The following is a 12,505-nucleotide window of genomic DNA, read 5'->3' as shown; positions in this document are numbered from 1 at the left end:
GGCCCGGCTGACGGCAGGGGCTCCTGCCATCGCCTACAAGACGGGCACGTCCTACGGGTTTCGCGATGCGTGGGCGGCGGGCGTGGCGGGCGGCTATGCGGTCGTGGTCTGGGTCGGACGGGCAGACGGCGCACCGCGACCCGGCGCAACGGGGCGGCAGGCGGCCTTGCCTGCCCTCTTTGATATCTTTGATGTGCTGGTCAGGCGCGATCCACAGGGCATCTCGCGTCTTCCACAGGGCCCCGTCCTGCCCGAAGCGCGTGGCCCGCTGGCAAGGTTCGAGCCTGATGCCATGGGGCCGGAAATCATCTTTCCGCCAGACGGCGCGGAAGTCTGGTCAGACAGCACCGAGCGCAGCTTTGCCCTGTCGGCGCGCGGCGGACGTGATCTGCGCTGGTATCAGCGCGGCGCGCCCTTGCCGGTTGATGCGGCTGGTCAGTCGCTCTGGCAGCCGCAAGGCCCGGGCTTCTACGAGTTGACCGTTGTCGATGGTTCGGGCCGCAGCGCCCGCACGCGGGTCAGGGTCCGCATGGCCGAACCGTCCTGAGCGCCGGGGGCTGGCGTGTGGCGCTCGGCGCGCTAGAAGAACTGGCATGAGCGCATCTGGAAATCTTGAAACGCCCTATGACGGCCCGCGGCTCTGGCTGGTGGGGACACCGATCGGCAATCTTGAAGACTTGCCGCCGCGCGCGGCGCGCATCCTGTCGGAGGTCAATGTCATAGCCTGCGAGGATACCCGCACCACGCGGCGCCTTCTGGACCTTGCCGGTATCACGCCGCCGCGCCTCATCGCCTGTCACGACCATAACGAGCAGCAGAGCGCGGCCGGTATCGTGAAGCTGCTGGAGCAGGGTGAGAGCGTGGCTCTGGTCAGCGATGCCGGTATGCCGGCGATTTCCGATCCCGGCTACAGGGTGGTGCGCGCTGTCATCGAGGCAGGCTTCGAGGTGAGTGCGGTTCCCGGCCCGTCTTCGGTGCTGACCGCCCTGTCGGTCTCGGGCCTTCCGACCGACCGTTTCACTTTTTTGGGATTTGCGCCGCGCAAGGGCGGCAAGCGGCAGCGCTGGCTGGAGCCGTTTGTTGCCGATCCGGCAACTCTCATCATCATGGAAAGCGCGCAGCGTCTCGCCGAGACGCTTGCCGATGCCGCGCAGGTGCTGGGCGAACGGCAGGGCGCGGTCGCGTTCGAACTGACCAAGGCGTTCGAGCGCGTGCATCGCGGCACGTTGAGCGAACTGGCCGCGCGCTATGAAGAGCCACCGCTGGGCGAAGCGGTGATCGTCATCGCAGGCGCTGTCGTGGTGCGTGAGAAGGTGAACAAGTACACGCCCGATGGCGGCAAGAAGAAGAGGTGAGTTGCCCCTACCGCGTCCCGTAGCGCAGCCGGGCAGCCATGGCGGCGAAATCCGGCAGGCGGGCAAGCTGCTTGTTGACGCCCGCCTTCACCTTTTCAAATTCCATGACATTGGCGATGCGCCGGTCGAGGAAGGCACGGGTCTGCGGCTTCTCCAGCTCGCGCTCGGACAGCCAGATGGCGAGCGTGGAGGTCCACACGCCCGTCAGTATGGCGCGCTTGGAATACCAGTTTGCATCGGTCGAGGTGTCGCCTATTGCCCGCCATATCATGTCGGACGTGTTCCACGCGAGCTCAGCACCCGTGGCAAGGCCATCGGGCAGGAGAAGGCGTGCACGGGCACGGGCCATTGCGTCTTCCTGACCGGCGGCAGCGTCGAGACGGGCAAGGACACTATCGCGAATACGCTCGCGGATCTTTGCGGGGCGTTCGGCAGAGAGAATCGCTTCTCGCGCCTGATCATCAAGCTCGCGCCACCAAAAGACGATCAGGCTCAAGACGCCTTCCGGGCAGTAGAGAGCTGCTTCGTCCTCGCTCATGCCCGCATCGCGGGCAGCACGCCGCAGGACACTGTCTGACCAGCCCTCGAAGGGCACATGGGGCAGAGCCGCCTCCAGAAGGCGCGCACGCGCGGTGTCAGCGCGGGAACGGTTAAGACGGGAGGCGGGTTCTTTGTCGGTGCTTTGCGTGCTCATGCGGCGCAATCTAGTGTGAAATTGGCTGCGCGTCATCGCGTCAGCATGCCGCGAGGCGTATGGACACAAGGGCAAGCCTCTGGTAACACCCGCGCCTCATCGCAAAGTTTCCGGCGGAACGGGCGATCGAAAGACGTGCGTGCCCCGCCAATTCGTGTTGGAGTTTGGGTGATCGGCAAGGCCGGACCCGTTGCAGGACCTGGGAGAGTAAGTCATCGTTCAGATCGTCGTGCGCGATAACAATGTCGAGCAAGCGCTCAAGGCATTGAAAAAGAAGATGCAGCGGGAAGGTACTTTCCGCGAGATGAAGCGCCGCAACCATTACGAAAAGCCGTCGGAAAAGCGTGCCCGTCAAAAGGCCGAAGCTATCCGCCGCGCCCGCAAGCTGGCCCGCAAGCGCGCCCAGCGTGAAGGCTTGCTGCCGCGCACGGCTTCCGCGCGCCGCTAGGCTCTGCTTACCCGTCAAGGGTTGAAAATCATTGCGCCGCGCCGGTGATTCCGGCGCGGCGTTTTGTGTTGTCCGGATAATTTTATTGACGGACTTCCGGCGATGGCCCCTCAATAGTGAACACTGTTCACCTTTTTTGGGAGGCTATCATGCTCCGACTGGCCAGGCTTGCTGCCATTGCCATTAGCGTTGGTACCTTTGCCTTCCTTTTCATCAATAACTCGTGGCGGGCGGATAATCTCTTTCTCGTCCCCGACCTGATCCTGTGTGCGCTGCTACTGGTGGCTGCCATATTGCCGGCCCGTCATGCCCCGGCCGCGCTTGTGTTTGCCTTCGGTTATACCGCCGGTGTGCTGTCCTGCTCTGTCGCGGACTATGCGGTGCGCGGTGAGCTGGGTATGGCCAGCCTGATTGGCGCACTCGTTTCCGGTCTCATGGCGTGTCTGCTCCTTCGCCAGCTCACCACGAAATCCGCCGGTTCTGCTGGCTAGAACGCATGTCCAGGCGGTGTGCGGTCGCGCATGGCGGCGCGGCGAGCCTTGTGGTCAGGCATCAGGCGGTCCAGCAGGGCATAGAAACGCGGGGAGTGGTTCATCTCGATGAGATGGCAGGCTTCGTGCGCACACACATAGTCGATCTCGTTTTCGGGGAAGGCGATGAGGCGGACATTCATGCGGATGACGCCGTCTGACGAACAGCTGCCCCAGCGCGATTCCTGCGCGCGCACCTTCACCAGAGGCGCCGGACGCCCCAGGGCTTCTGCATAGGCCCCGATCCGGGGCGTGTAGAAGGCCAGCGCCGTATCGGCCCGCCAGCGCCTGACTGCCCGGAACACCGCCGCATTGCGCAAGGCGGGGTCCATGCGTTCATCGACACGCACCTGCAAGCTGTCACCGTCCAGAGTTACGAGTGTGCGGGCGCGGTCATGGGCGGTGATTATCACCGGCAAGTCCCGGCCGAGATACCCGATCGTCTGGCCGGGTGCCCCGGTGAAGCGGGGCTGGGCCTTTGCGCTCCACTTTTCCAGGCGGGGCAATATCCAGCCTGCACGTGCGCGTGCCACCCGGTCGGCCTCGCTGGCCGGCGCGCGCTGGGGCAGGGTGATGACGAGGCCATCAGCATCAATACGCAGGCCAATCGTCCGGCGCCGGGCATGGCGCAGACGATAGGTCAGGCTCTGTCCTTCCAGCTCGATCGTACGGGTCTGCATGGACCCGATACTGTCCTAGTTCGGACGCAAGGTCAGCTGCCGGGCACCGTCCGGCGCAGCCTCGGGTGTCCAGTCATCGCGGATCTGGATGTACTCGCCGCGCGACCACAGCTCTGCCAGATCGGAATAGTGCGGCGAGAGCGGGTGGCCGGACTGGCCCGGACCATGGATGAAGCGCGAATTGTTGAGGTCGGAAAGATCGTAGATCGCCCGCAGCGAGGCCGCGTGCACGATGTCAAAGCCCTCTCCGGCATAGCTGAAATTGGCGACATTGACGGTGGTGCCGTCGCCGCCCACCGGTACGCGCACACTGAACATGTCACCGATCAGGGGCAGGGAATCCATCGGATGGGCGAAATAGCCCTGTGCGTGATCGCCCCAGCGCCAGGCGGACAGATCGCTGCCATTGGCGGCCGCAAGCTCTGCCATCGCAGTGTCGAGCGCGAGCCCTGCAACAACCGGGCAGGTTTCCACCGGCGACGTCGTGATGTTGTCGCACCAGGATGACGCGTCCCCGGTCAGCACGTCCTGCACGAAGACCGGGCGGGGTCCACGGAAATAGCGTGCCATGTCGCCCAGTTCGTCAGACCAGATCGCGTCAGTCAGAACGCGCAGCCAGGCAGAGAGGATGAGACCTTCGGGTTCATCGGCGTCTAGCGACGCATCCCAGCCTTCAAGGCGTGCGAGCGCCTCTAGTCCCAGCTCGCTTTCGGGCTGCGCGGCCAGCAGCGCAGGCAGGATGGCCTCGGCCAGGGCGGAGGTGACATCCATCTGCATGGTGGCAAAGCCCTCCATGGAATGGCGGCGGCGTTCGGCCAGCATGTCCTCGATGCGCACCGCGCGGTGTACCGCGTAGCGGCCCGGCAGCGGGTAGGGGTAGGCCGCACCCGCAGGCAGGTTGTTGCCGGACGCGATAGACCCGCCGGCCGGGTTGACGACGCGTGGCAGTTCCTCGAACGGCACAAAGCCTGTCCAGTTGCCTGCCTCGTCCCGGATGGGCAGAAGGCCGGCCGTGGTGTAGCCGATTGTCCCGTCGACACCGGCATAGTGCATGTTCTGCATCGGCGCAGTCCATCCACGCCCGGCCTCGACGAAATCGCTCCAGCCGGTCGAGCGCATGATGGCGAGCGTGGCATCGGCGACCCGGTTGCGCGGATCGGAAACGGTGGAGCGGCGCACCACAAGCGCCTCGCCATCATAGCCGGTCAGGTCGAAATATTGCGGGTCGAGGACAGGGCCTTCTTCGGTCTCGCGCACTGTCAGTTCGAAAGGTTCGCTGCGGCCACTGATGCGGATGGACTCCACGCGCGTGTTGGTGCGGGTGGTGGCGGCGTCGCGCTCGACAAGGTCGATCACCTTGAATCCGGTATTGGTATAGCCCCAGGCGCCGTGTGCATTGCGTCCGAGAGTAATGAAGGGCGTGCCGGGTAGCGACGCGCCGATGACCGGCCCGAAGCTGAGATTGAGCCGGGTGAAATACCAGATGGACGGCGCAGACAGGCCCAGATGCGGATCATTGGCGAGCAGGGGCGCGCCCGTCTCGGTGCGGTCCGCCGATACGACCCAGGCGTTGGAGCCAGGTTCATTGTCGGGCTGTGTACCCGCTGGCGGCAGGGTTTCGCGGGTGATCTCCCCGAAAGCGGCCGTGATGTCTTCATCCTTCAACGTGGTGGGTGCCCAGTCAGGAAACCCGGTCAGGAACTGATCGAGAAGGCTTGCATCGAGAGCGAGAGATGCGCGGGCGCGTTCGCGGTCCTCGCCCTCGCCGGCTGCAAGGTCGTCGGCGAGAACGATCACGACAGAAGCGGAATCGGCCAGCGTCCACGGTTCCGGGCGAGTGCGCAGGAGCATGTATTCCGGCGGATGATTGCCCTCCTCGAGACGGGCATTCACCCCGCTGACATAGGCTTCGATGGCGAGGCGCGCCTCGTCTGAGAGATTGGCCAGCGCGTGGCGGGAAGCTTCCGGAAATCCGTAGGTGCGCGCGCGAATGTCCGCTCGCAACGCCCGCTCTCCGAACAGTTCCGACAGGCGCCCCTGCGCTGTGCGGCGGTAGAGGTCCATCTGGAAGAAGCGGTCGGTGGCATGGCTGTAGCCAAGGGCGAAATAGACGTCTGCGTCGGTGTCGCCAAAGATATGGGCCACGCCGTACTGGTCGCGCACGATGGTGGCTGGCGCGGTGATGCCTTCAACACGTACCTCGCCGTCGACGCGCGGTTGCGAACCCGCAAAGCGCCAGCCCGCCCAGCCGGCAACTGCCAGCGTCAGCACCAGTACCAGCGCCACGACGCCGATAACGCCGCGTATGATCCAATTGGCCATCATCTTCCCCCTCGCACACGCGTCAAAAACCGGGCCCTCGCCGGTCCGCGTGCAAACTTACCCATCTGCCCACCGGTTGAAAGCGTGAACCGCCTATCCCGCCTGCAGCTTCTTGAAGAACTCGAACAGCTTGCCATAGGGCGGCGCCATCAGGCGGATCGGATGCCAGACAGGTGCGTGGAACACGCTGCGTTCATGGCAGAAGGTGCGAAAGCCCTCTTCGCCATGATAGGCGCCATAACCCGACGCGCCGGTGCCGCCAAAGGGCAGGTCCTCGACCGACAGGTGCAGCATGGGCACGTTGACGCCCACCCCGCCTGACATGGTCCGGTCGAGGAAGGACTGCGCGGTCGATTTTGACTTGGTGTAGATGTAGAGCGCCAGCGGGCGGTCACGTTCGTTGATGAAACGGGCAGCTTCATCCAGCCCGTCATGGCCGAGCACTGGCAGGACGGGGCCAAAAATCTCTTCCGTCATCAGTTTTGAATCTGCCGGAGCGTTCAGCACCACGGTCGGCGGGTAGGCATGATGATTGCCACCCGTGCCGCTCTCGGTCGGAACCTGCAGGACGGTTGCGCCCTTCTGGCGGGCTTCCTCGACCATCTCGCTGATCCGCTTGTAATGGCGTTCGGAGACGATGCCCGTATAGTCGTCATTGGTATCCGGGCCCGACCAGAAGGCGCCGGCATTGCCGATAATGGCGTCGGCCAGGGATTGCTCGGACCCCTTGGGCGTCAGGACATAGTCTGGCGCGACGCAGGTCTGCCCGGCGTTGAAATACTTGCCCCAGGCGATGGTCTTGGCGGCTTCCTCGATATCGAAATCAGGCGCAATGACGGTCGGCGACTTGCCGCCCAGCTCCAGCGTTACCGGCGTGAGGTTCTTCGCCGCAGCCTGCGCCACCATGCGGCCGACATGGGTCGAGCCTGTGTAGAAGAGGTGGTCAAAGGCCAGATCACAGAAAGCCTGGCCTACATCCGGCCCGCCGGTGATGACCGCGACATGATCTTCCGAATACAGCGTACCAAGCGTCTCTTTCAGCAGCTCGGCCACGCGCGGCGTGTACTCGGACGGCTTGATCATCACCCGGCATCCGGCCGCCAGCGCCGGGACCAGCGGCGCAAGGGCCAGCTGGATCGGGTAGTTCCAGGGCGCGACGATGCCGACCACGCCCTTGGGTTCGCGCCGGATATAGGCCTTGCCCGGTGCCAGCGTCATGGGCACAGGAACGGAGCGGTCCGACATCCAGCGCTTGAGATTCTTGCGGGAGTGCTTGGCCGTGGCGAGTGTGAAGCCGATTTCGGCGATCTGGGTCTCGGCGGCGGAGCGGCGGCCGTAATCAGCCGACACCGCTTCGGCGAAGGCGTCTGCCTTCTCCTTGACCATGGCTTCCAGCTTTTCCAGATCGGCCTTGCGCTCGGCATAGGGGCGCGTCTTGCTGGTGCGAAACGCCGACCTCTGGGCCTCGAATAGCGATTTCATCCGCTCGATCGGGGTGTTGGCCGCATCAGTCATGGGAGGTCTCCTGAGGTGTCTGGCATCTGGTATCTGGCAACGGGGGCATCAGGCGCTGGCGAGGATCATGTCGGCCGCGCGCGTGGCGATCATCATGGTTGGCGCATTGGTGTTTCCGCCCACCACGCGCGGCATTATCGAGGCGTCCACGACGCGAAGTGCCTTTACGCCGCGCACCCGGCACTCAGGGTCGGTGACGGCAAGTTCGCCAGTGCCCATCGCGCAAGTGGAAGTGGGGTGGTAGAGCGTCTCGGCATTGGCCCGGACATGGTCGAGCAATTCGGCGCGCGTGCCGTCTGCCTTTGCGGGCAATTCCAGCTCCTTGAACTCGCCATCAAAGGCATCGCTCAGGAGAATGTCGCGGGCGATCTCCAGGCAGTCTGTCATCACCTCCACATCTTCCTCGTGGTCCATGTAGTTGGGGTCGATGAGGATGGGGTCGTGCGGGTCGGCGCTTTGCAGGCGCAGCGTACCGCGGCTTTGCGGGTAGAGATGGCAGGCATGGATCATCATGCCATGGCCGGTCATCGTCTCACGTCCGTGTGGCGAGCCCCGCGCCGGGATGAAGACGAGCTGGATATCGGGCAAATCCCTTGCCCGGCGGGACTTCACGAACCCGCACCCCTGCACGGGATTGACGGTGAAATTGCCGCTGCCCGTCAGTGCCCATTGCAGGACGTCGCGTGCGGTCGCGGGAAACTTGGCGAGGGAATAGCCGATGGATTTTGCAGACCGTGTCGAGGCCCGTGCCATGATGTCGAGATGGTCCTGCATGTTGGCACCGACGCCGGGCAGGTCTGCCTCGACCGATATGCCATGCTCGCGCAGATGGTCTGCCGGTCCGATGCCCGACAGCATCAGGAGGTGGGGCGAATTGATCGCGCCGCCTGAGAGGATCACTTCCTTGCGGGCCTGCAGCGTGACCGGCCCGTCGGGGGTTTCGACCTCAAGACCTGTGGCCCGGCCCTCCTCGATGATGACCCGGCGCGCAAGGGCACCGGTCATGACGGTGAGGTTTGGCCGCGTCATCGCAGGTTTCAGGAAGGCATCGGCCGCCGAGCAGCGCTTTCCGTCCTTCTGGGTTACCTGATAGACGCCAAAACCTTCCTGGCGTTCGCCGTTGAAATCGTCATTCCACGGCAGCTGGCGGCGCCGGCAGGCCTCGTAATAGAGCTCGGTCAGCGGATTTACCGGGCTGATCGACTTGACGTTTAGAGGGCCGCCCTTGCCGTGCCAGGGCTCGCCATGGTTCTCGTTGTTCTCGACGCGCTTGAAGGCTTCCAGTGCGGCCTCCCGGCCCCATCCGGCCGCACCATAGGCGGTTTCCCATTCGTCGTAGTTTTCCCAGGCGCCGCGCATGTAGTGCATGGCGTTGATGGAGGAGGAGCCGCCGAGTGTCTTCCCGCGCGGCCAGTAGAGCTTGCGGTCCTGCAGGTTCTTCTGCGGCTCGGTCCAGTAATCCCAGTTGATGGAAGGGTCAGTGATCGCGAACTGCAACAGCATGGGGGTCTGGATATTGGCCTTCCTGTCCGACCCGCCAGCCTCGACCACGCAGACACGGATTGCCGGGTCCGCAGAAAGGCGCGAGGCCAGAACCGATCCGGCGCTGCCTGCGCCCGCGATCACATAGTCGAACACGGACGCGCCGGACATTATTCGACAGCCTCTTCGACAGGTCCGTCCATCTCCTCCGCATCGGTGCCCAGTGGCGCATCGAGCACGGGCTCTTCAATCGCTTCAGCAGGACCGGCTTCGCTTTCAAGCGGAGACACGGTTTCGGCGATGGCGCGCATGACGGCGAAGACCTCTGCGCCGAGGCGTCCCCATTGAGGGTCACCGGCATTTTGCGCGATCACCACGCCGCGCCGCTCGTCCACCCAGATATACTGGCCATAGACACCGGCGAAATAGTACTCGCCGTCATGGCCTTCCGGGATCCAGAAATGGAGGCCGTAGCCGCGCGGACCGTAGCCCGGCGTGCCACCGGGCTCATGCGCCGGAGAGACCGGGCGGGTCGCTTCGGTCACCCAGCCTTCTGGAAGCAGGCGGGTGCCGTTCCACACTCCGTCCTGCAGATAGAACTGGCCCATGCGGGCATAGTCTTCGCTGGTCGCCTGCAGGCAGCAATATCCGACTGCCACGCCATTATCGCCCGGCACGTGCTGCAGCCAGGTGGCATCGGCGCTCATCTGCAGCGGTCCCCATAGCCGCTCTTGCATGATTTCGGCGAGCGAACCGCCGAACACGTTGCGTACTACCGCCGAGAGCACCTGCGTATTGGTCGAGGCATAGTGAAGGTGCTCACCGGGCGTCTCGCCGCTCGCCCCGAAGGCGCGGGCAAGCTGGTCCGGGCTGCGGCCCATGATAAAGGCATTGAAGAAGAAGGGCCGCACGTCCGAGGGGCGCTCTGGCGAATATTCCTCGTTGAAGTCGATCCCGGCCGACATCATCAGCAGATGGCGAAGCGAAACGGTGCCGTAATAGCTGCCCTCATATTCGGGCGCATAGGTCGCTGCCGGATCATCCAGGCTTTCGATGAGACCCTCATCCAAAGCCATGGCAATGAGCGTTGCCACAAAGCTCTTGCCGACCGACCAGGAGGTGAAGCGGCTCTGCGCGTCGGCGCCGTAGGCGAAATACTGAAAGGCGATCTCGCCATCATGGAGGACCGTCAGGCCGGTCGCGCGGGCGCGCTCCAGATAGTCGGCGAGGGTGCGGGTCTCGCCGTCCCACTCATAGCTGACGTCAAGCGGCTGTACGTTGCGGGCAAGCGGCGCGGGATCAGTCGCAGCAATCGTCGCGCTGGGCAGGATTTCATCCATGCGCTGGAAGGTGGTGACATATTCCTCCGGATTGTCGAGCGCGGTGATGCTCGCCGGGGAATAAGGTGACCAGGGCCGGTAGTACCAGCCGGCCAAAGCCAGACCGGCAATAACGAATACGGCCAGCAGGCCGATCACGATACGCTTCATGCGCGCCTCCCCATGGTGTGCGGGCCGCTTGCGAATCCAGACGCGCGGCCTCGTCTATGCAGGGAAGTGAACACCTTTCACACCGCGATGGCTAGCCATCTCGCTGAGTGATGTGTCAATCGGCTGGCGAAAGGCGAAGGAGCGCGCCATTCTCCTCATCGGTGAGGACGTAGACCAGCCCGTCCGGTCCGGTTCGAACATCGCGGATGCGCTCGGCGCGGTCTGCCAGCAGGACTTCCTCGGCAATCGCCATACCGTCTTCGGTGCGCACACGGTGGAGCGCCCGGCCCGCCAGTGCGCCGACCAGAAGGTCTCCATCCCAGTTGGCGAAGGCCTCGCCGCGATATATCGCAAGCCCTGAAGGCGCGATGGAGGTGGGCAGCCACTCGCGGACTGGCGCCGTGTATCCCGCGGTATGCTCTGTGTAGGGAGAGATGCGCGCGCCGGAATAGTCGAGGCCGGAGGTGACGATCGGCCAGCCGTAATTATTGCCGCCCTCGATTATGTTCAGCTCGTCGCCGCCGCGCGGTCCGTGCTCATGCGCCCAGACCGTCCCCGTGGCGGGATCGACGGCGATGCCCTGGACGTTTCGGTGGCCATAGCTCCAGATATCAGGCAGGGCACCCGGCTCGTCTGCCAGCGGGTTTCCGGCTGCAGGACTGCCGTCCGGGTTCAGGCGGACAATCGTGCCGAACCGGTTTTCGAGATTTTGCGCTTCCTCGCGGAATTCGAACCCGTCGCCCAGCGTTACGAGAAGGGTGCCGTCTTCGAGGAAGGCGATGCGTCCGCCGAAATGGGCGCCGCCGCGCTTGTTCACGTCAGATTGCCAGATGATCTCGCCGTCCAGCAGCGCGCCGTTCTCGTAGCGGGCGCGGTAGAGCGCCGTGTTGTTGCTGGCATCGTTGCCGGTTGCGAGGGTCAGATAGACGAGATTGTCGCTTTCAAAATCCGGTGACAGGGCAATGTCGAGAAGCCCGCCCTGATTGCCGGTGTAGACGGGCGGCACGCCGGTTACCGGCGTTTCGGCCAGAACGCCGTCCACGATCAGGCGCAGGCGGCCCGCCTTTTCGGTGACCAGAACGCTGCCATCGGGCAGGAAGGCAAGACCCCAGGGGTGTTCCAGGCCATCTGCCACCGTCTCGACTGTCACGGCGTGGCCGGAATCGGGCTCGGGCAGGGTCACGGCCTCGCGATTGTCACCGCAGGCAGCCAGAAGCATCGCCAGCGGCGTGACGATGAAAGCCGAACGCCAGGCGAGATGAATGGCCATGATGATCCTCCGCAGGTCAGTCCAGGCGCGCCCATTGAAATCCGGTATTGGCCAACCGGCGCATCACGGGGCATCATGGCCGCAAACCGGATATCAACCAAGCCGGTTTCAGGCTGGACGCCGCAGGCGGATGCAAGCCGCCGGGCAAGACGGGGAGGCATGGCATGGCGTGGTTCAGGTATCCGTTTGGCCTGGTGCTGGCCGCGATATTCATGGCGCTGGCTGGCGTGATCGTGCAGACCCAGTTTGTCCTGTCAGGCCTGGCATCGGCTGGTGCGGAGATTTCCACCGGTGCCCGGATTTCCATGACGCTTGCCGACATGGCCGGCCTCGGACCGCTCTATCTCGTGTTCATCCTGATCGGTTTTATCATCGCGTTCCTGGCTGCGGCACTGGTGGTGCGTATCACGCCGCTACCGCGCACCATTGTTTATGGGGTGGCAGGCGCCGTGTGCATGTTTGTCATGCTGGCCCTGATGCGCGAGGTATTCTTCGGCGTTCCGGTCATTGCCGGCGCGCGCAGCCTTGCCGGTGAGGTGTCGCAAGCGATCTGCGGCGCAGCCGCGGGTGTCTTCTACGCGTGGGTCACGCATCGCAAAGGTTAATTTTTCCATCAGTGTGACGGGAATGCCGCACTTGGCTGACAGACCACTAAAGACCCGATGACAAACCGGTGAATTAGCGCCTAGAGTGCGCGGTGAGGCAATGCGGACACGCGA

11 protein-coding genes and 1 pseudogene are annotated in these 12,505 nt (G+C 64.2%); 5 read left to right on the top strand and 7 right to left on the bottom strand.

Features of this window, described 5'->3' with window-relative positions; translation table 11 throughout:
- Window positions 1-547: pseudogene (locus tag ACTS2Z_RS03665) on the top strand (penicillin-binding protein 1C); the annotation flags it as partial.
- Between the two features lie 46 nt (window positions 548-593).
- The gene (gene rsmI, locus ACTS2Z_RS03660) at window positions 594-1,355 is read left to right on the top strand and encodes a 16S rRNA (cytidine(1402)-2'-O)-methyltransferase (RefSeq protein ID WP_442571873.1); all 762 of its coding nucleotides are present in this window, start codon (window positions 594-596) and stop codon (window positions 1,353-1,355) included.
- A 7-nt stretch (window positions 1,356-1,362) separates the two neighbouring features.
- Here the strand turns inward: rsmI and ACTS2Z_RS03655 are convergent, their stop codons facing one another.
- On the bottom strand, window positions 1,363-2,049 hold the full coding sequence (locus tag ACTS2Z_RS03655) for a COQ9 family protein (RefSeq protein WP_442571872.1): 687 nt from the start codon (window positions 2,047-2,049) through the stop codon (window positions 1,363-1,365).
- A 214-nt stretch (window positions 2,050-2,263) separates the two neighbouring features.
- On the opposite strand from ACTS2Z_RS03655, the gene rpsU reads away from it, so the two are divergent.
- The gene (rpsU, locus tag ACTS2Z_RS03650; protein ID WP_442571875.1) at window positions 2,264-2,497 is read left to right on the top strand and encodes a 30S ribosomal protein S21; all 234 of its coding nucleotides are present in this window, start codon (window positions 2,264-2,266) and stop codon (window positions 2,495-2,497) included.
- Window positions 2,498-2,646: 149 nt separating this feature from the next.
- Window positions 2,647-2,988 carry a hypothetical protein gene (locus ACTS2Z_RS03645; RefSeq protein WP_442571871.1) on the top strand — a complete coding sequence of 114 codons (342 nt, stop codon included), beginning with the start codon at window positions 2,647-2,649 and terminating at the stop codon, window positions 2,986-2,988.
- Here ACTS2Z_RS03645 and ACTS2Z_RS03640 read toward each other — a convergent pair.
- The 6 genes from ACTS2Z_RS03640 to ACTS2Z_RS03615 form a co-directional block, all read right to left on the bottom strand.
- Window positions 2,985-3,707 carry a M48 family metallopeptidase gene (locus ACTS2Z_RS03640; protein WP_442571870.1) on the bottom strand — a complete coding sequence of 241 codons (723 nt, stop codon included), beginning with the start codon at window positions 3,705-3,707 and terminating at the stop codon, window positions 2,985-2,987. The two genes, ACTS2Z_RS03645 and ACTS2Z_RS03640, sit on opposite strands and share 4 nt — an antisense overlap.
- Window positions 3,708-3,722: 15 nt before the next feature.
- Window positions 3,723-6,032 carry a penicillin acylase family protein gene (locus ACTS2Z_RS03635; RefSeq protein ID WP_442571869.1) on the bottom strand — a complete coding sequence of 770 codons (2,310 nt, stop codon included), beginning with the start codon at window positions 6,030-6,032 and terminating at the stop codon, window positions 3,723-3,725.
- A gap of 90 nt (window positions 6,033-6,122) precedes the next feature.
- A complete protein-coding gene (locus ACTS2Z_RS03630; protein ID WP_442571867.1) occupies window positions 6,123-7,544 on the bottom strand; it encodes a coniferyl aldehyde dehydrogenase in 1,422 nt (473 codons plus the stop codon).
- Between the two features lie 48 nt (window positions 7,545-7,592).
- Window positions 7,593-9,197 (bottom strand): GMC family oxidoreductase, encoded by a 1,605-nt coding sequence (locus ACTS2Z_RS03625; protein WP_442571866.1) that lies wholly within the window; start codon window positions 9,195-9,197, stop codon window positions 7,593-7,595.
- Complete coding sequence (locus tag ACTS2Z_RS03620) at window positions 9,197-10,516, bottom strand: serine hydrolase domain-containing protein (protein WP_442571865.1); 1,320 nt, start codon at window positions 10,514-10,516, stop codon at window positions 9,197-9,199. The genes ACTS2Z_RS03625 and ACTS2Z_RS03620 overlap by 1 nt, the downstream gene beginning before the upstream one ends.
- Before the next feature lie 115 nt (window positions 10,517-10,631).
- Window positions 10,632-11,786 (bottom strand): PQQ-dependent sugar dehydrogenase, encoded by a 1,155-nt coding sequence (locus ACTS2Z_RS03615; protein ID WP_442571864.1) that lies wholly within the window; start codon window positions 11,784-11,786, stop codon window positions 10,632-10,634.
- 164 nt (window positions 11,787-11,950) lie between these two features.
- Between ACTS2Z_RS03615 and ACTS2Z_RS03610 the strand changes: the two genes are divergently transcribed.
- Complete coding sequence (locus tag ACTS2Z_RS03610) at window positions 11,951-12,391, top strand: hypothetical protein (protein ID WP_442571863.1); 441 nt, start codon at window positions 11,951-11,953, stop codon at window positions 12,389-12,391.
- The last annotated feature ends 114 nt before the right edge of the window (window positions 12,392-12,505 follow it).

The organism is Glycocaulis sp., from assembly GCF_052168375.1.
Taxonomy (GTDB): Bacteria; Pseudomonadota; Alphaproteobacteria; order Caulobacterales; family Maricaulaceae; genus Glycocaulis.
The sequence above is the reverse complement of the archived record's forward strand: the minus strand, read 5'-3'. Positions and strand labels throughout refer to the sequence as shown.